The organism is Methylorubrum sp. POS3 (genome assembly GCF_043352485.1).
Taxonomy (GTDB): domain Bacteria; phylum Pseudomonadota; class Alphaproteobacteria; order Rhizobiales; family Beijerinckiaceae; genus Methylobacterium; species Methylobacterium suomiense.
Genome location: NZ_JAPRBT010000001.1, coordinates 1,425,635 through 1,443,123 on the forward strand (window position 1 = coordinate 1,425,635; position 17,489 = coordinate 1,443,123).

The following is a 17,489-nucleotide window of genomic DNA, read 5'->3' on the forward strand; positions in this document are numbered from 1 at the left end:
GGCCCGCCGCGGCGGGCACCTCGGGATGAGGGCGAGGGTGGGATCGGCCGCTTCGATGCGGTTCATCGATGGTGGCCGGCCGGACAGGCTCGCGATGCGTCGCGCCTTCGGATAGCCTGGCGTCCATGACGCACGACGCGCCGCGGCTGCTCGCCTGCGGGGACACGGCCTTCACCATCGAGTTCGGCGCCCGGATCGATCCCGCGCTGTCGGCCCGCGTGCTGGCCCTCGACGCGGCCCTGGCGGCACGGGCGCTCCCCGGCATCCGCGAGACCGTGCCGACTTACCGCTCGCTCACGGTCCATCTCGATCCATTGACGGCCGACCCGGAGGCGCTCGGCCGCGCCGTCCTGTCGCTCGCCCAAGAGCCGCTGCCGCCGGTCGCGGCGTCCCGGCTCTGGCGCATCCCGGTCGTTTATGGCGGCACGTTCGGCATCGATCTCGAGGCGGTGGCCGCCCATCACGGCCTCGCCCCGCAGGCCGTGATCGAGCGCCACGCCGCGCCCGAATACCGGGTCGCGATGATCGGCTTCCTGCCGGGCTACGCCTATCTCGAAGGGCTCGATCCCCGCCTCGCCCTGTCGCGCCGTCCGCATCCGCGCCCCGTCACGCCCGCGGGCACCATCTCCATCGGCGGAGCGCAGGCGCTGGTGGCGAGCATCGCCGCCCCGAGCGGCTGGCACCTGCTCGGCCGCACGCCGGTCCGAACCTTCGTGCCGGATCGCGATCCCGTCTTCCTGCTGCGACCCGGCGACCGGGTGCGCTTCGTTCCGACCCCGGCCGAGGACTGGGAGAGGCTGTCGGCGGCGGCCGAAGCGGGCGAGACGGTGGCCGAGTGGAGCGAGGCATGAGCCGCATCCTCCATCTCCTGCGCCTCTCCGGCGCGGCCTCGATCCAGGATGGCGGCCGGCCCGGCTACCTGCGCGACGGCCTGTCCGCCTCCGGCCCGATGGACCGGTTGGCGCACGAAGCCGCCAACCGTTTGGTCGGCAATCCGCCGGGCGCGGCGGCGATCGAGTGGGGGCTCGCCGCGGCGACGCTGCGCGTCGAGGGTGGGCCGGTGCGGCTGGCTTTGGCCGGTGCCTGCGGGCCGCTGCTCCTCGACGGCGAGCCCGTCGCCGACCACCGCTCCTTCGTGCTGCGGGAGGGCGCCGAACTGACCCTCGGGCGGCCCCGTACGGGCGTGTTCGCCACCCTCGCGATCGCCGGCGACCTGGCTCTGCGTCCCGTCCTCGGCAGCGTCGCACTCCATCGCCGCGCCGGGATCGGCGGCCGCGACGGCCGCCCCCTGCAGGAGGGCGACCGCCTTACGCTCGCCGGCCCGGCGCCCGCGGGCGAGGCGGATGTCGGCCTCGATCCGGTCCCGCTCGAGAGCGACCGGCCGATCCGCGTCGTGCTCGGCCCCCAGGACGATCATTTCTCGCAGGAGGGCGTCGCGACCTTCCTGACGGCGACCTACACGGTCTCGGGCCAGGCCGACCGGATGGGCTATCAGCTCGACGGACCGGCCATCGCCCACGGCGCGGGCGGTTTCAACATCGTCTCCGATGCGACCGCGATGGGCTCGGTGCAGGTGCCGGGGTCCGGCCGCCCGATCGTGCTGATGGCCGACCGCCAGACCACCGGCGGCTATCCGAAGATCGCGACGGTGATTTCGGCCGATCTCCGCCGGATCGCCCAGCGACGGCCCGGCGAGACCGTGCGGTTCGAGGCTATCGATCTCGCCGCCGCGCGGCGATGCGCTCAGGCACGGGCGGCCGCGCTCGATGCCCTTCCGGGACATCTGCGCCCGGTCGCGGGCGAGGCGGAGCGGTTGATGGCGGCCAATCTGGCGGGCGCGGCGGTGGATGCGCTCGGCGACGATGCGGCATCCTGATCGGTGACCGATCTCGCCCTGCCGCGTTGTCCGCCCATGTCGCGCGAACCCTCCGAATCCCCCCGCCTCGGCTTCTGCTGCACCTTCATCCCGGATCCGGACCCTGAGCATAAGACGCTCAAGGCCGCCAAGGACGCGGCCAAGCTGATGAATCTCGGCACCGTGACCATGGCCAACCTCCAGCGTCTCGGCCCGGCCGAGCGGCGGAAGAAGCTGGAGGACGTGGTCCGCCACAATCTCGCGGCCCTGGAGCGGCAGGTCGCCTGGGTCGCCGCACGCCCGCCGCTGGAACGGCTCCTGCGCATGGCGAGCTCGCTCCTGCCCGGCTACACCCACCCGACCGCGATGCCGCTCTATGCCGAGCCCTCGTTCCGCGCCCTGATCGAGGCCGGGCTCGCCCGCATCGGCGAGCGGGCGCGCCAGGGAGGCGTGCGCCTCAGCATGCATCCGGGGCCGTTCTGCATCATCGCCTCGCGCAACCCGAACGCGCAGGCCAACGGCATCGCCGAGTTGGAGTACCACGCCGAGATCATGGCGATGCTGGGCTACGGCTCCGGCTGGCACCCGCACGGCGCCCACCTGAACATCCATGTCGGCGGGCGCGAGCCCGGCATCGAGGGCTTTCGCGAAAGCCTGTCGTTGATCTCGGAGACGGCGCGCAACCTGCTCACCGTGGAGAACGACGAATCCCTGTTCGGCCTCGACGCGGTCCTGCGCCTAGGCGACCGGATCCCGGTGGTGTTCGACATCCATCACCACTGGGTCGAGAGCCGCGGCGATTACATCGAGCCGGACGATCCCCGGATCGCGGCCGTGATCGCCTCCTGGCGCGGCGTGCGACCGGTGAGCCATATCAGCGTGTCGCGCGAGAGCGTGCTGGCGGACCACGATCCCGGCGCCCTGCCGGACTTCGTCGGGCTCTCGGAGCAGGGCCATTCCTGGCGCGATCTCGCCGCCCATTCCGATAAAATGTGGAACGAGGCCGTCAACGCGCTGGTGGCCCGCCACCTCGCCTGGACCGATTTCGAGATCGAGGCCAAGGGCAAGAACCAAGCGAGCGTCCCGCTCGCCGCGCAGATCGGGGGACGCCTCGGCGGCATCCGCGCCGCCGCCTGACGCAAGTCCCGGCGTCGCGCCCCATGCGGTCATCGCCGGGGGCGGGCGCCAACCGCCCTCGCGTCGCTTCGGCTCGCCGCCCGGGATCGTCATGATCGATCGTCTCGGCTACTGGCCGGACCGGAGGCGCGCCCAAGGTCAGGGGGACCGGGGCTGCGCCGGTGAGTTGACGGCAGCGCCCGACCCGAAAGGCCGATCATGAAGACAGCCGACTGCGACATCCTGATCCTGCCGGGCTATGCCGGCTCCGAGGAGGAGCATTGGCAGAGCCGCTGGGCGGGCCGCCTCAAGACGGCGCGGGTGGTCGAGCAGGCGGATTGGCACCGGCCGGATCCGGAATCCTGGCGCGCGCGCATCGTCGAGGCGGTCGAGGCGGCGCGTCGGCCGGTGATCCTGATCGCCCACAGCCTGGGCGTCGTCGCGGCGGTGGAGGCGGCGCCGCTTTTCCCCCCGAACGTGGTGCGCGGGGCGCTGCTCGTCGCCTTCCCGGACATCGAGGCCGGCGCCGACCTGCCCGAGAGCGTGCGCGCCTTCGCCCCCGTCCCGCGCGACCCGCTGCCCTTCCCCTCGCTGCTGGTGGCGAGCCGCACCGATCCGTATTGCACCTACGCGCGGGCCGAAGACTACGCCTATGCCTGGGGATCCGCCCTGGTGGATGCGGGCGAGTCCGGCCACATCAACGTGGCGAGCGGGCATGGCCCCTGGCCCGAAGGTCTGATGCGGCTCGCCGGCTTCCTGAAGAATTTATAAGCCGTCAAAGCGGGCGATCGGCTCTGCCATGGGCTTGGCCGTCAGGAACTCCCCCGCCCCGGTCGGCGTTGGCCAAGCATATCCCAAATCACATCAGGCTGCCCGATGGCCCAGCGGCATCGGGGCGGCGAGAGAGGAACTCCATGGCGCCGATCGAGAACCCCACCGAAGCTCGCCAGGGCGAGAAGGGCAAGCCGGTCCTCTACGTGCTCATCGCCAGCTTGGTCCTGCTTGCGGTCGCGACCGTCGGTCTCCTGAGCTGGAACCGGGCCGAGTCGCCCGCCGACTATGCCGGCAAGAGCCAGGAATCGGCCCGTGAGATCACGACGGGCTCCGTCAACAAGGCGCCGTCCTCCAACAGCGGCAACGTCCCGGCCGAGAACCCGGCCTATCCGCAGCCGGCGCAGAAGAAGGCCAACTGAGCCCCACACTTCGACGCTTCGAGCAACAAAGCCCCCGGACACCGCGTCCGGGGGCTTTTTCATGCGCCGCTCCCCGCCATGTCCCCTGCCGGCAGGGATGAACGATCCGACCGCAACCTCGACGGGGCCGACCTTCCGCGCCATGTGTCGGGGAGCCCGGAACGCCGCAGGAGCCCGTCGATGACCCAATCCCCGCCCGAGACCATGCGCCAGATCCGCTTCGGCGGCGCGGGCGGGCCGGAGGTGATCGCGGTCGAGACGGCGCCGGTGCCGCGGCCCGGAGCGGGACAGGTCCTGATCGAGGTCGTGGCGGCGGGCGTCAACCGGCCCGACATCATGCAGCGCCAGGGCAGCTATCCGCCGCCGAAGGGCGCCACCGAGATCCCCGGCCTGGAGATCGCCGGACGCATCGCCGCCCTCGGCGAGGGCGTCGGCGGTTTCGCCCTCGGCGAGGAGGTCTGCGCCCTCGTCATCAGCGGCGGCTACGCCGAATTCGCCGTGGCCGAAGCCGGGCAGGTGCTCAAGAAGCCGTCCTCCCTCTCCCTCGTCGAGGCGGCGGGCCTGCCCGAGACCGTCTTCACGGTCTATTCCACCGTCGTCCAGCGCGGGCGGCTGAAGGCCGGCGAAACCTTCCTGGTCCATGGCGGGTCGAGCGGCATCGGCACCACCGCGATCCAGATCGCCAAGCAGCACGGCGCGCGGGTGTTCACCACGGCGGGCTCCGCCGAGAAGTGCCGGTTCTGCGAGGAACTGGGCGCGGATGCCGCGATCAATTACCGCGAGGCCGATTTCGCCGAGGAGGTGAAGCGCCTCACCGACGGCAAGGGCGTCGACGTGATCCTCGACATGGTGGGCGCGGCCTACCTGCAGAAGAATATCGCCTCCCTCGCGGTCGAGGGCCGGCTGGTCCAGATCGCCTTCATGCAGGGCTACAAGGCCGAGAGCCTGACCCTGACCCCGATCATGCTCAAGCGCCTGACGATCACCGGGGCGACGCTGCGGGCGCAATCCAAGGAGGCCAAGGCCGCCATCGCCGACGGCGTGCGCGGCGAGGTCTGGCCGCTGGTCGAGGCGGGAAAGATCCGCCCCATCGTCCACGCCACCTTCCCGCTCGAAGACGCCCGGAAGGCCCACGAGCTGATGGAGACCAGCAGCCATTCGGGCAAGATCCTGCTGACGACCGGACGCTGATCGCTCGACTGCCCGCCCCCCTCCATCCACCCCTGTCATCCTGAGGTGCTTCGCCAAAGGCGGAGCCTCGAAGGAGGGCTCCAGACGTCGCGCGATACGCTGGAGCCCGCCTGCGAGGCTCCGCAGCACCTCAGGATGAAGGTGTGGGTGGGAGAAAGCGAGAGAGCCGGGCGAAGCCTTCCCGAACGGCGCGGAACTCCGGTCCGGTGCCGGTGTTCGTCAGAACCCGCCGCTTCCGGCATTCTGACCTCGCAGGCCCTCCATGCGGCATCTTCCGCTCGCCCTAGCGCTCGTCCTGACCCTTCCGACCGCGCACGCCCTAGCGCAGTCCAGCCAGCGCGAGGGCCCATCCGCGGTCCCCTCGCCGCCGAGCCCGAAGGCCTCGGCCACGGGCGACGCGCCCGTCACCGGTCCCGGTACCGGCGGCATCCCGAACCGTCCGGCGGTCGTCGGAGGGACACCCGGTGCCGTGATCGGTGGGACACCGACGAGCGGCCCGCCCGGCACCGGCGGTGCGGCCGGCGGCCCGTCGATCAGCGGGCAATAAAGCTCCGGCCCGAAAGGGAGGAACCGGCTTTGGAGGAAGCCGGTGCGGGCAGGGGAATCGCGCGCGCCGGCTGGCCGCGGCCGGGCCGGGGGCTAGATCGTCTCGCATGACGCTCCGACTTCGCCTCGCCCTCGCGTTCCTCGTTCTCGCAGGCCCGGCCTGGGCGCAGGCGGACGTCACGCCGGGCTCCCTTCCCACCGCTCCCGAACCGCCGCCGATCCAATCGGATGCGGCGCGGTTGCTGCCGGTGCTGGCGACCCGCGGCATGGTCTCGTCGCAGGAGGCGCTGGCGACCCGTGTCGGGGTCGCGGTGCTGGAGAAGGGCGGCAACGCCATCGACGCGGCGGTGGCGGTGGGGTTCGCCCTGGCCGTGACCCTGCCGCGGGCGGGCAATCTCGGCGGCGGCGGCTTCATGATGGTCCACCGGGCCGCGAACCGCGAGACGGTGGCGATCGATTACCGCGAGACTGCCCCCGCGGCGGCGGCGGCCGACATGTTCCTGGACGCCAAGGGCGAGCCCGACCGCGCCGCCTCCACCCGCGGCGGCAAGGCGGTCGGGGTACCGGGCACCGTGCGGGGCTTGGCGGAAGCGCATCGCCGCTACGGCTCGGGCAAGCTGACGCTCGCCGAACTCATCGCGCCGGCCGAGACGCTCGCCCGCGCGGGCATCCCGGTCGAGTCGGGGCTCGCCGATTCCCTGCCGCGCGCCTCCGGACTGCTCGGGGCGTGGCCGTCGAGCCGGAAGATCTTCTTCGAGGGCGATCATGTTCTGCCGCGCGGGGCGACGCTGAAGCAGACCGACCTCGCCGACACCCTCAAGGCCATCGCCGAGCGCGGGCCGGACGCGTTCTACGAAGGCACGATCGCCCAGAAGATCGCGGATGCGGTACAGGGCGCGGGCGGCATCATGACGGCGGCCGATCTCGCCGCCTACCGGCCGGAGATCCGCCAGCCGGTGCGCGGCACCTATCGCGGCTACGAGATCGTCTCGATGCCGCCGCCCAGCTCTGGCGGGGTCCACCTCATCGAGATCCTCAACGTGCTGGAGGGGTACGATCTGGCCAAACTCGGCACCGGCAGCGCGGCCGCACTTCATCTCATGGCGGAGGCGATGAAGCCCGCCTATGCCGATCGCGCCACCTGGCTCGGCGACCCGGCCCGCACCAAGGTTCCGGTGGCGGGTCTCACGTCCAAACCCTACGCGGCCGCGATCCGCGCAACGATCGACCCGGAGCGGGCGCGCCCCGCCACGGAGGTGAAGGCCGGCGACCCGCTGCCCTACGAATCGGATCAGACCACCCATTTCTCGGTGGTGGATGCCGAGGGCAACGCGGTCTCGAACACCTACACGCTCAACTTCTCCTACGGGATCGGGCTGGTGGCCGAGGGCACGGGGGTGCTGCTCAACAACGAGATGGACGATTTCTCCGCCAAGACCGGCGCGCGCAACGCCTACGGCCTGGTCGGGGGCGAGGCGAACGCGGTGGCCCCAGGCGCCCGCCCGCTCTCCTCCATGACGCCGACCTTCGTGTTCCGGGACGGCAAGCTCTATCTCGTCACCGGGAGCCCCGGCGGCAGCCGCATCATCACCACGGTGCTGCAGGTGATCGTCAACGTGCTCGACTTCCGGATGAACCTCGCCGAGGCGGTCGCCGCGCCGCGCATCCACCATCAGTGGCAGCCCGACATGCTGATGGTGGAGGAGGGCGTCTCTCCCGACACCCTGGCCCTGCTGCGCGCCAAGGGCCATCCGGTGAAGGTCGGGGCGAGTTCGGGCTCGGCCAATTCGGTGATGGCCGAGGACGGATTCCTCGCGGGCGCCTCAGACCCACGTCAGCGGGGGACGCTGGCCGAGGGGCATTGAGACACGCGGCGGTGGGCAAGCGCGGGCGCGCGAGCTAAAGGAGCGCCAGCCTCTCCGGACCGCCGATGCTCCTCCTCCGCTCGCTCGCCTTCAACCTCTGCTTCTATGTCGCGACGGCGCTGATCGCGATCGGGGGCCTGCCCGCCTTCGTCTCGCGCAAGGGCGTGATCCGGGTGGCGCAGTTCTGGGGCCGGACGGTGCTCTGGCTGCTGCGGGTGGTCGGCGGCACCCGGGTCGAGTTCCGCGGCCTGCACAACATCCCGCCGGGGCCGCTGCTGGTCGCCGCCAAGCACCAATCGGCCCTCGAGACCCTGGCTCTGACGATCCCCTTCGACGATTTCGCCTACGTCCTCAAGCGCGAGCTGATGTGGACACCGATCGTCGGCTGGTACTTCGCCCGCGGCGGCATGGTGCCGATTGATCGCGCCAAGGGCAGCAAGGTCATGGCAGCGATGAACGCGTCCGCCAAAGCCGCCATCGGTCAGGGCCGCCAGCTCATCATCTTCCCCGAGGGCACCCGCCGCCCGGCCGGCGCGCCGCCCGCCTACAAGCAGGGCGCCTCCCATCTCTACACCGCGCTGAACGTGCCCTGCCTGCCCGTGGCGCTCAACACCGGCTTGTACTGGCGCCGCCGGGGCTTCCGCCGGATGCCCGGCACCACCGTCATCGAGTTCCTGCCCGTCATTCCGCCGGGGCTGCCGCGCATCCAGTTCCTGAACACCGTGCAGGAGCGCATCGAGACCGCCTCCACCGCCCTGCTGGCGGAGGGCCGCGCCGACCTCGCCCGCCAGGGCCACCCCGTCGCGGTGCCGGTGGGCGGCGCCGAGCCGTCACCGGACGGGTCCGGGACACTGTGAGGCGGCGCCCCTTTTTCGATCAAATCCCCTCATCCTGAGGTGCCCGCCTCGGCGGGCCTCGAAGGAGGGCTCCACAAATCACCGCGATCCCTGGAGCCCTCCTTCGAGGGCGCCGCTTCGCGCCGCCACCTCAGGATGAGGGGGATGGATGGGGGAAGCGCGACGCGTCCCGCCCGCGCAGGATGATTCGGCGGCCAGGGAAGCCTTCGATCAGAGCGAGGCAGCGCTCACGCCGTTTTCGATTCCACGTCGCGGTGTAGTGCAGAAACTCCAGAGTCAGTTGCTCCGGGCAGCCCTGCGGCCCCTCGGGACGCACGCGACCGAGGCTCGACAGGGTGCGCCGCAGGACGCGTGCGGTACAGAGCCAAGCCGGCCGATCGAGATAGATCACCGTGTCGGCAGCCGCTAAGCGGGGACCGATCGTGCCGAGATAATTGCCGTCCGCGATCCAGGACGGAAGGGTGGCGATGCGCTCGACTTCGTCGCGGAACGCGTCCGATCCCGCCTCCACCCAACCCGGCCGCCAATAGGCATGGTCGAGATGGAACACCGGGAGCCCATGCCGGGCACCGAGGCGTCGGGCGAGGGTCGTCTTCCCGCTGCCCGGTGGACCCAGCACGACGATGCGCCGCGAGGCCGGATCGAGCCGCTCGCTCACGCCTTCGGACGACCCCGCCGCAGCAGGAACACGCCCTGCGCGCCGATCAGGTTCCAGAACCACCACGGCATCGAGAAGCGCATCGGGCGGCCGCGCACGTCGAGCGCCGTGGCCTTCTCGATGCGGGCGCCGACGAGGCGACACAGGCCGACGAAGTCGCGGATGGTGCAGTGGTGGATGTTGGCCGTCTCGTACCACGCCTCCGGCATGGTCTCGGTCACCGGCATCCGGCCGCGGAAGGCGAGTTCGGCCCGCACCCGCCAATGGCCGAAATTCGGGAACGAGATCACGACCTGCTGCCCGATGCGGAGCAGATGCTCCAGCACGATCCGGGGGTTGCGGGTCGCCTGGATGGTCTGGGACAGGATCACGACGTCGAAGGCGCCGTCGGGATAGTTGGCGAGATCGGTGTCGGCGTCGCCCTGGATCACCGGCAGGCCGCGGGCGAGGCAGGCGTTGACGCCCTCGCGCGACAGCTCGATGCCGCGCCCGTCGACCCCGCGCCGGTCGCGCAGCAGCGCCAGAAGCGAGCCGTCACCGCAGCCGATATCGAGCACCCGCGCGCCCGGCGGCACGAGGCCGAGCACGACGATATGGTCGATGCGCGCCCCGGCCTCGCGGGGCAGGCCCTCGGCGGCGTCCCACGGGGCGTCGGAAGCAGCGTCGGTGAAGCGTTCCGTCTCCACGGCGGTGTGTCCGCCGCTCACAGGCCGCGCGCCCGCGCCGCGGCGTCGATGAAGCCGCGGGCGGCGGAGAACATGGCCGGCTCGTCGAGGAGGAAGGCGTCGTGGCCCTTGTCGCTCTCCACCTCGACGAAGGCGACGGGGGCGGCGACCGCGTTGAGCGCGTGGACGATGGCGCGGGAATCGGCCGTCGGGAACAGCCAGTCGGAGGTGAAGGACATCACGCAGAAGCGGGTCTTGGAGCCGCGGAAGGCCTCGGCCAGCACGCCGCCATGGTCCTCGGCGAGGTCGAAATAGTCCATCGCGCGGGTGAGGTAGAGATAGGCGTTGGCGTCGAACCGCTCGACGAAGGAGAGCCCCTGGTGGCGCAGGTAGCTCTCAATCTGGAAATCGGCGTTGAAGGAGAAGGTCGGCGCGGCCCGGTTCTGGAGACGGCGGCCGAACTTGCGGTGGAGCGCCGGCTCCGACAGGTAGGTGATGTGCGCGCCCATCCGGGCGACGCCGAGCCCCTTCGAGGGCCGGGTGCCGGCTTCGAGATAGCGGCCGTCCTCCCAGGCCGGATCGGCCATGATCGCCTGCCGTCCGACTTCGTGGAAGGCGATGTTCTGCGCCGAGTGGCGCGGGCCGGTGGCGATCGGCATCGCGGCGAAGACCCGCTCCGGGAAGAGCGAGGCCCATTGCAGCACCTGCATCCCGCCCATCGAACCGCCGATACAGAGGAAGAGGTCGGGTACGCCGAGCCGGTCGAGCAGCATCGCCTGGGCGCGGACCATGTCGCGGATCGTCACGAGCGGAAAATCGAGGCCGTAGGGCCGGTCGGTCGCCGGATCGAGGGAGGCGGGACCGGTCGAGCCCATGCAGGAGCCGATCACGTTGGAGCAGACGACGAAGTAGCGATCGGTGTCGACCGGCTTGCCGGGCCCCACCAGGGTCTCCCACCAGCCGGGCTTGGCCGTCACCGGATGGCGATGGGCGAAATGCTGGTCGCCGGTCAGCGCATGGCAGATCAGGACCGCGTTGGAGCGATCCGCATTGAGCGTCCCCGCCGTCTGATAGGCGATCTGGAAGGGTCCGAGCCGGGCGCCGGAATCCATCGCCAGGGGCTCGTCGGCGGAGAAGCGCATCACCGGGCTGCGCGGGTCCATGGCCTGCGAAACCTCGCTGCCGCGGCGCGCATCGTCGCGTGGGGCGGTCCCGATGCCCGGCTCGGCCGTGTGGGTGAGGGTCGAATCCATCGCGCGTCCCGGATGCCGAGCCCGGAGCCGGCCCGCCAGAGGAGCCGCCCGTCCTCCGCGCATCCCGCAAGATTTCGGGAGTCCGGGCCGCGGCGCCTTCGACGGGGCAGCTCTCGGCCGAACCTGCACCGGAGGTAATACCCACCCGGTCAAGCGTCAACGCGCGGTCGTGCCGGCGAGGCGCCCCGAATGGCCCGAGCCGCGCGGCGCCACCCATGCGGCGGTTCGCCCGGCGGCGGCGGCGGGGCTTTCATGCTATCGATTGCGCACGATGCTTCGCTTCGCCCGCTTCGGCGACCCCGTTTCGGGCCAACCCGCCGGAGGTCTTCCATGAACCGCCGTCAGACCCTGCGTGCCGGCGCCTCGTTCCTCGGTCTCTTCGCCGCCGCGCGCTTCGCCGGCCCGGCCTGGGCCGAAGCCGCCAAAACCTTCGAGGTGACGAAGACCGAGGCCGAGTGGCGCCAGGCCCTGAGCCCGGCCGCCTACGCGGTCCTGCGCGAGCACGGCACCGAGCGGGCGGGGACGAGCCCGCTCAACAAGGAGAAGCGGGCCGGCCGTTTCTCCTGCGCCGGCTGCGACCTGCCATTGTTCGCCTCGGAGACCAAATTCGAGAGCGGCACCGGCTGGCCGAGCTTCTACCAGCCCCTGCCGGAGGCGGTCGGCACCCAGGTCGACACCGCCTACGGCATGCGCCGCACCGAGGTGCATTGCCGGCGCTGCGGCGGCCATCTCGGCCACGTCTTCGAGGACGGGCCGCGCCCCACCGGACTGCGCTACTGCATGAACGGCGTGGCCCTGCGCTTCGAGCCCGCCACCGACCAGAAGGGAGCCGCGCTGTGAACTCGGACACCCCCCGTCATTCGCATTCCCCGAAATCGCTGCTGCTCGGCGGCTTGGCCGGGCTCGGCCTGCTGGCCGCCACCGTGCTGCCCCTCGCGCCGGTCTCCGCCGAGGAAGCCGGTCGGCGCCTGCCCGATGCGGCGGAGCAGGCCCAGGAAACCGCCGGGCTTCGCACCGCGACCCTCGCGGGCGGCTGTTTCTGGGGCGTGCAGGGCGTGTTCCAGCACGTGAAGGGCGTGAAACAGGCGGTGTCCGGCTATGCCGGCGGCACCAAGGCGAGCGCCCGCTACGAGGAGGTCGGCACCGGCCGCACCGGCCATGCCGAGGCCGTCCAGATCACCTACGATCCGGCGGTCATCCGCTACGACGAGTTGCTTCAGATCTTCTTCTCGGTGGCGCTCGACCCGACCCAGGTGAACCGCCAGGGCCCGGATACCGGCCCGCAATACCGTTCGGCCGTGTTCCCGGCCGATGCCGAGCAGGCGCGGATCGCCAAGGCCTATATCGGCCAGCTCGACGCCGCGAAGACGTTCTCCCGGCCGATCGCCACGAAGATCGAGCCCAACGCCGCCTTCTACCCGGCGGAGGACTACCATCAGGACTACATGACCCTGCATCCGAACAACGGCTACATCGTCGCCAACGATGCGCCGAAGCTGCAGGATCTCAAGGCGTTCTTCCCGGAGCGGGCGAACCCGCAGCCGGTTCTGGTCGGCAAGTCGAAGGCGTAAGCCTCGACTCACCCGCTGTGAGGGTGGACGTCGGGGAACGGCACCGTCACGTCTCATCCTGAACCTCCCACCCCTGGCCCTCCCCAAGAGGGAAGAGCAGGGGGAGGGAGCGCTCCGAAAGGATCAGTCCTTCTCGGGCTCGATCTGCTGAAGCCCGCCGATATGGCTCTGGGCGTAGAGCGGCAGACCGATCTGGCCAATCAGGTCGAGCTGCGTCTCGAGGAAGTCGATATGGCCTTCCTCGTCGGTGGCCAGTTCCTCGAACAGATTCTTGGAGACGCGATCGTTAATCGAGTCGCAATACTTGGCAGCTTCAAGGTAGAGCGCCCGGGCGCCATTTTCGGCCGCAAGATCGCACTCGATGATCTCTTGGACGTTCTGCCCGATCTTCAGCGGGTCAAGTTCCTGGAGATTCGGAAAGCCGTCGAGGAACAGGATCCGATCGATGAACCGATCGGCGTGGTTCATCTCCTCGATGGATTCCTTGCGCCAGAATTTGGCGAGGTTGACGTAACCCCAGTCGTTCAGCAGGCGGAAGTGGAGCCAATACTGGCTAACAGCAGTCAGCTCGCTGCGCAGGCCCCGGTTAAGATATTCGATGACCTTCGCATCACCCTTCATCGACCCTTACTCCTCTGACGAGAGGCGTCGGGACGATCAGACGATTCGTCTCAGGCAGCGACGCCCTCGGGGTCTCTTGTAGTTTGGAATGATCCCAAACTGCAAGCCGAATTGCAGCTGCTCGTACAATCATGCCCCGCCTGGTTGTCGGCCTCGGCCAGGGCGCTGCGCAGGATCGAGCGGATGGTGCGGGCGCAGCGCCCGCATTTCGCGCTGCATCCGAGGCAACCATACACTTGAGCGGGGGTGCGCGGACAGCCGGGCCCCGGCGTGAGGCACGCACGGACTTGTCCGTCGGAGAGGACGTTGCAAGAGCAGACGATCATAGGGGATCGCGAACCTGTCGTGCCTGTCGGAATCCGCCGGGAGACGGCGGTGCTGGAAGCTTCTCAATCCTTCTCCGCAAGACGCCGCCGGAAGCCGGTGACCGGACGCTCTCAGATTAGAATAATTGAAAAGTTCAAGCCTTTCAGGACTTTAGCGGCGACGCCGAAGCCTGGCAACTCTTGACACGCGCTCTTGAATGGCGCGCGAGACATCTCCCGTCCTTATTCCGAGACGCGTGGGGAGATCGGTCAAACCCCTTGGGGAAGCCCACCAATCGAGCGCGGGCAAGGACTTGCCCGGCGAATCGATGAAACGGGATTCGCGGTGATGCGCTCAATGCGCCATCAGAACCGGCACCCGTGCCTGCGACAGGATGTGGCTGGTCGGTCCGCCGAAGATCATCTGGCGCAGGCGGCTCTGGGTATAGGCCCCCTTGATGATCAGGTCGCAGCCGACGCTCTCGGCGGTGTCGAGATAGAGCTCGCCCGGTGTCCGGCGTCCGGCCAACAGCTCCTTGTGCGAGGCCTCGATGCCCTCCAGGGCCAGGGACCGGGCGACATCCTCGGCGCTCGGCCCCGGCACCATGCCACCCTCGGCGCTGAGCACCAGGGTGCGACGGGCCCGGCGCAGGAACGGCATGGCGAAGGCGATGGCGCGGGCCGTCTCGGTGGAGCCGTTCCAGGCGATCAGGATCGACTCACCGAGGCATGCGGGCGCCTCGGGCGGGGCGAGGAGGATCGGGCGCCCGCTCTCGAACAGGGCGGTCTCGAAGGTCGTCATGCGCGGAGCGCCGTCCTCCGGGCCCGGCCGACCGACCACGGTCGCCGAGAACAGGCGGGCATATTGACCGAGAAACGCGTCGCCCGGCGGCACGTCGGGACGCCAGCGATAGCGCGCGCCGGCATTGGCGGACGCGTCCGGCGAGCACACGGCGCCGGGCTCGCGGCGCGGCAGGCCCGCAGCCTCCATGGCTGCGACGAAGCGGGCGCCCGCATCCTGCGCCTCGGCCTGGTCGGCCTCCTCGTCGCGCAGCCAGGTCATGCCGCCGACCATGTCGACCGGAACGTATTCGGCGAGCGCGGGACGCAGCGCGACCCCTTCGATCAGGCTGCCGAAGCGACGGGCCACGAGGAGAGCCGTCTCGAACACCGAGGGGAGGGCGTCGTGCAGCGTGACCGGGACGAGCAGGGTCTTCATGGCCAGCCTCCTCGAACGGGCAGGAGCCTCACGGTGCGGATTTCCGTCGGCAAGGGCGAGGGGAAAGAGGCTAGATCGAATCGGGTGCGCGGGGAACCGGACCCGTCGTCGCCATCCCCTGCCGAGATGGGCCGTGCCGCAGGTCGCGTATCCGTTAACCAAGATTCATCCTGACCTCGGCCGCGCCTGATGCGCGATGAGCCGCCCATGGCCGGGACGAAGTCTGATCTGAGCCGACAAGCTTGTCCGTATCCAACAAGATCTGAGATGCCCGAAATCAAGTTCGGGGAACCATGCGCGCAAACGGCGGTTGTCGGACCGAAGTCGATATCACGGCCTCGACCGGTTCAGCCGGTCTGTGAGGCCAAAACCCATGTCGATCTTTCCTGATCAGAGGTTTCGTATGCTGAAGAATTACGCCATCGCATCCGCGCTCGTCGCCGTCATGGCCACCCCTGCCTTCGCCCAGAGCTCGGGCGATTTCCGCGTGGATGCCCTGCAAGCCAATTCGTTCGAGATTCAGTCGAGCCAGATCGCCCTGCAGAAGAGCCGCAACCCGGCGGTACGCGCCTTCGCGAAGGAAGCGATCCGTGACCATCACGCCGCGGCCGTGGCGCTGACCGGCGGCGGGCGCGACGTGGTCGCGGGTGGCATCGGCGGTCCGATCGGCGGCCTCATCGAGGCTCCGCTGCAGGTCGCGGGTGGCGCGGTCGGCGCGGCCACGGGTGCGGCGGCCGGTGCCGTCGGCGGTACGCTCCAGGGTGGTCCGGTCGGCGGCCTTCAGGGCGCCGGTGCCGGTGCGGCGCGCGGCGCGGCGGCGGGAAGCCAGGCTTTCGATATCGACACCACGGCGGGCACCGGTCTCGGCGGTCGCCTGAACCCGCAGCAGCAGCAGATGCTCGCCGAGCTGTCCGCTGCTCCGGCCGGCCCGCAATTCGACCGGCTCTACGGCCGCCAGCAGGTGATGTCGCACCAGATGTCGCTGCAGATGCACCAGACCTACGCCCAGTCGGGCCCGAACCCGGCCCTGCGCAACTATGCCCAGCAGGCCGTGCCGGTGCTGCAGCAGCATTACGCGATGGCCCAGCGCCTGCCGGGCGCCCGCTGAGTCCAGCGATCCATTCGGTAACGAAAGAGCGGCGGGCCGAGAGGCCCGCCGCTTCTTTTTGCGTTCGACGATGGGGAAACGACCGGGCAGAGAATGAACGCCGCCCGGCCGATCCGGTCAGTTGCAGTTGATCAGAGCGGAGGGGCTCAGGGGCTGACCGTCGCGGTTGACGACCGGCCGAAACTCGCCGCTCTCCGGATCACGCACGCGCAGCTCGCCGGTGGCGATGCCGAAATGCGCGCCGTGCAAGTGAAGCTCGCCCGCCTCGACGGCCTTGCGCACGAAGTCGAAGGTCATGAGGTTCTGCAGGCTCTGGCCGACCATCGCGTATTCGAGGCGGGTGAGGTAACCCTCCTTGTCCTTGTGATCGCCGGCATCGGCGAGGGTCTTCTTGGCCGGCTCGACCAGCGACACCCAATTGCCGATGTAGTTTCCCTGCGAGAGCGGATCGGAGCCGAGGCCGGCGGCCTTGATGCCGCCGCAGGTCGCGTGGCCCATCACCACGATGTGCTTGACCTTGAGGGCCACCACCGCGAATTCGAGGGCCGAGGACGTGCCGTGATGGCTCTCGCCCTTGTTGTCTTCGGCGGGCGGGACGATGTTGGCGACGTTGCGGATCGTGAAGATCTGGCCGGGTCCGGTGTCGAAGATCACCTCCGGGGCCACGCGGCTGTCGCAGCAACCGATCAGCAGCACCTCCGGCTCCTGGCCGGCGCCGAGCGCCTCGTATTTGCGCCGCTCGTTCGGCAGGCGCTCACCGAGGAAGGTTTTGTAGCCTTCCGTCAGAACCTCAGGAAACATCGTGTCGCTCTCCGGTTATGGTCGGGTGCGGCAGCGCATCTGCGGCCCCGATCGACCTTTTGAGCGTCGGACGGGGAGTGCCGCATCAGGCGCCGCCTCGGGCGGAATGACCCTGTTGCCGGTGATGTCACCGGCCTCGGGGTCGTGCGTTACGCCAATTTAAACGCACAGGCGTGCCCGGAACGTCCCCAGTCACGATTTGTTGCGCCAAAGCCGCCAATCCGGCCGGTTCGACCCGCTCTTCGCTCGCGGCAAGTGCGTCAAGGCACCACCAGCGTGTACCGCGGACCGGATTGTCCTCCGTTTCCGCCAGCCGGCTCGTGTCGATCGTGTCGTTGGGCAGCCTCACCACGAAGTAGCGCTCGCGGGCGTAGCGCGGCGTGCGGAACAGGTGGAACGGACCGTCGCAGACCGCCACCATCGGCCCCAATTCGACATCGGCGACGCCGATCTCCTCCGCCAGTTCGCGGCGGCAGGCCTCCTCGTGCGTCTCGCCGGGCTCCAGCCCCCCGCCGGGCATGAACCAGAAACCGCGCGCATCCGGCTTGTCGGGGTTGATCGGGCGCACGGCCTCGTACTCGATGAGCAGCAGACGCCCGGCCGGGTCGAAGACCAGGGCGCGGGCGATGTCGCGGGTCGGCGGATCGAGATCGCTCATCCGTCCC

At 69.9% G+C, this 17,489-nt stretch carries 20 protein-coding genes; 12 read left to right on the plus strand and 8 right to left on the minus strand.

Annotation, left to right across the window (positions count from 1 at the left end; translation table 11 throughout):
* The first annotated feature begins 125 nt into the window (after positions 1–125).
* The 9 genes from pxpB (at position 126) to OWC43_RS06790 (ending at position 8,623) form a co-directional block, all read left to right on the plus strand.
* The gene (pxpB, locus tag OWC43_RS06750) at positions 126–851 is read left to right on the plus strand and encodes a 5-oxoprolinase subunit PxpB (protein WP_393956130.1); all 726 of its coding nucleotides are present in this window, start codon (positions 126–128) and stop codon (positions 849–851) included.
* A complete protein-coding gene (locus OWC43_RS06755; protein WP_393956131.1) occupies positions 848–1,876 on the plus strand; it encodes a biotin-dependent carboxyltransferase family protein in 1,029 nt (342 codons plus the stop codon). The genes pxpB and OWC43_RS06755 overlap by 4 nt, the downstream gene beginning before the upstream one ends.
* Before the next feature lie 36 nt (positions 1,877–1,912).
* A complete protein-coding gene (locus OWC43_RS06760; protein ID WP_137830468.1) occupies positions 1,913–2,992 on the plus strand; it encodes a UV damage endonuclease UvsE in 1,080 nt (359 codons plus the stop codon).
* Between the two features lie 198 nt (positions 2,993–3,190).
* Entirely contained in the window at positions 3,191–3,742 is a 552-nt protein-coding gene (locus OWC43_RS06765) for an RBBP9/YdeN family alpha/beta hydrolase (protein ID WP_393956132.1), read from the plus strand.
* A gap of 143 nt (positions 3,743–3,885) precedes the next feature.
* Positions 3,886–4,164, plus strand: coding sequence for a hypothetical protein (locus OWC43_RS06770; RefSeq protein ID WP_137830470.1), 279 nt, complete (start codon positions 3,886–3,888; stop codon positions 4,162–4,164).
* Between the two features lie 180 nt (positions 4,165–4,344).
* Complete coding sequence (locus OWC43_RS06775; protein ID WP_393956133.1) at positions 4,345–5,355, plus strand: NAD(P)H-quinone oxidoreductase; 1,011 nt, start codon at positions 4,345–4,347, stop codon at positions 5,353–5,355.
* Positions 5,356–5,617: 262 nt separating this feature from the next.
* The gene (locus tag OWC43_RS06780) at positions 5,618–5,902 is read left to right on the plus strand and encodes a hypothetical protein (RefSeq protein ID WP_393956134.1); all 285 of its coding nucleotides are present in this window, start codon (positions 5,618–5,620) and stop codon (positions 5,900–5,902) included.
* 106 nt (positions 5,903–6,008) lie between these two features.
* Positions 6,009–7,766, plus strand: a complete 1,758-nt coding sequence (gene ggt / locus OWC43_RS06785; protein WP_393956135.1) for a gamma-glutamyltransferase — start codon at positions 6,009–6,011, stop codon at positions 7,764–7,766.
* Positions 7,767–7,831: 65 nt separating this feature from the next.
* Positions 7,832–8,623: a lysophospholipid acyltransferase family protein gene (locus OWC43_RS06790; RefSeq protein ID WP_393956136.1), complete on the plus strand. Its 792-nt coding sequence runs from the start codon at positions 7,832–7,834 to the stop codon at positions 8,621–8,623.
* Positions 8,624–8,753: 130 nt separating this feature from the next.
* On the opposite strand, the gene OWC43_RS06795 is transcribed toward OWC43_RS06790, so the two are convergent.
* Genes OWC43_RS06795 through OWC43_RS06805 form a run of 3 tightly spaced genes read right to left on the minus strand, consistent with a single transcriptional unit; the run spans position 8,754 to position 11,199 of the window.
* Positions 8,754–9,281, minus strand: a complete 528-nt coding sequence (locus tag OWC43_RS06795) for an AAA family ATPase (RefSeq protein ID WP_393956137.1) — start codon at positions 9,279–9,281, stop codon at positions 8,754–8,756.
* Positions 9,278–9,967 (minus strand): methionine biosynthesis protein MetW, encoded by a 690-nt coding sequence (gene metW / locus OWC43_RS06800; protein ID WP_137828925.1) that lies wholly within the window; start codon positions 9,965–9,967, stop codon positions 9,278–9,280. Before metW ends, OWC43_RS06795 begins: the two co-directional genes overlap by 4 nt.
* Positions 9,968–9,984: 17 nt before the next feature.
* Entirely contained in the window at positions 9,985–11,199 is a 1,215-nt protein-coding gene (locus OWC43_RS06805) for a homoserine O-acetyltransferase (RefSeq protein ID WP_137828926.1), read from the minus strand.
* 330 nt (positions 11,200–11,529) lie between these two features.
* Here OWC43_RS06805 and msrB point away from each other — a divergent pair, with 330 nt between their 5' ends.
* Both msrB and msrA read left to right on the plus strand, forming a co-directional pair.
* Entirely contained in the window at positions 11,530–12,039 is a 510-nt protein-coding gene (gene msrB, locus OWC43_RS06810) for a peptide-methionine (R)-S-oxide reductase MsrB (RefSeq protein WP_393956138.1), read from the plus strand.
* A complete protein-coding gene (msrA, locus tag OWC43_RS06815) occupies positions 12,036–12,770 on the plus strand; it encodes a peptide-methionine (S)-S-oxide reductase MsrA (protein WP_393956139.1) in 735 nt (244 codons plus the stop codon). Before msrB ends, msrA begins: the two co-directional genes overlap by 4 nt.
* A 123-nt stretch (positions 12,771–12,893) precedes the next feature.
* On the opposite strand, the gene bfr is transcribed toward msrA, so the two are convergent.
* From bfr to OWC43_RS06830, 3 genes are all read right to left on the minus strand, one after another.
* Entirely contained in the window at positions 12,894–13,391 is a 498-nt protein-coding gene (bfr, locus tag OWC43_RS06820; protein ID WP_137828928.1) for a bacterioferritin, read from the minus strand.
* A 50-nt stretch (positions 13,392–13,441) separates the two neighbouring features.
* On the minus strand, positions 13,442–13,717 hold the full coding sequence (locus tag OWC43_RS06825; protein ID WP_137828929.1) for a bacterioferritin-associated ferredoxin: 276 nt from the start codon (positions 13,715–13,717) through the stop codon (positions 13,442–13,444).
* A gap of 334 nt (positions 13,718–14,051) precedes the next feature.
* Positions 14,052–14,915, minus strand: a complete 864-nt coding sequence (locus OWC43_RS06830) for a universal stress protein (protein ID WP_393956140.1) — start codon at positions 14,913–14,915, stop codon at positions 14,052–14,054.
* A gap of 403 nt (positions 14,916–15,318) precedes the next feature.
* Here OWC43_RS06830 and OWC43_RS06835 point away from each other — a divergent pair, with 403 nt between their 5' ends.
* Positions 15,319–16,023: a DUF4142 domain-containing protein gene (locus tag OWC43_RS06835; protein WP_393956141.1), complete on the plus strand. Its 705-nt coding sequence runs from the start codon at positions 15,319–15,321 to the stop codon at positions 16,021–16,023.
* Positions 16,024–16,140: 117 nt separating this feature from the next.
* Here OWC43_RS06835 and OWC43_RS06840 read toward each other — a convergent pair whose 3' ends face one another.
* The gene (locus OWC43_RS06840) at positions 16,141–16,824 is read right to left on the minus strand and encodes a carbonic anhydrase (protein ID WP_393956142.1); all 684 of its coding nucleotides are present in this window, start codon (positions 16,822–16,824) and stop codon (positions 16,141–16,143) included.
* A 127-nt stretch (positions 16,825–16,951) separates the two neighbouring features.
* Entirely contained in the window at positions 16,952–17,482 is a 531-nt protein-coding gene (locus OWC43_RS06845; RefSeq protein WP_393956143.1) for an NUDIX hydrolase, read from the minus strand.
* Between the last annotated feature and the right edge of the window lie 7 nt (positions 17,483–17,489).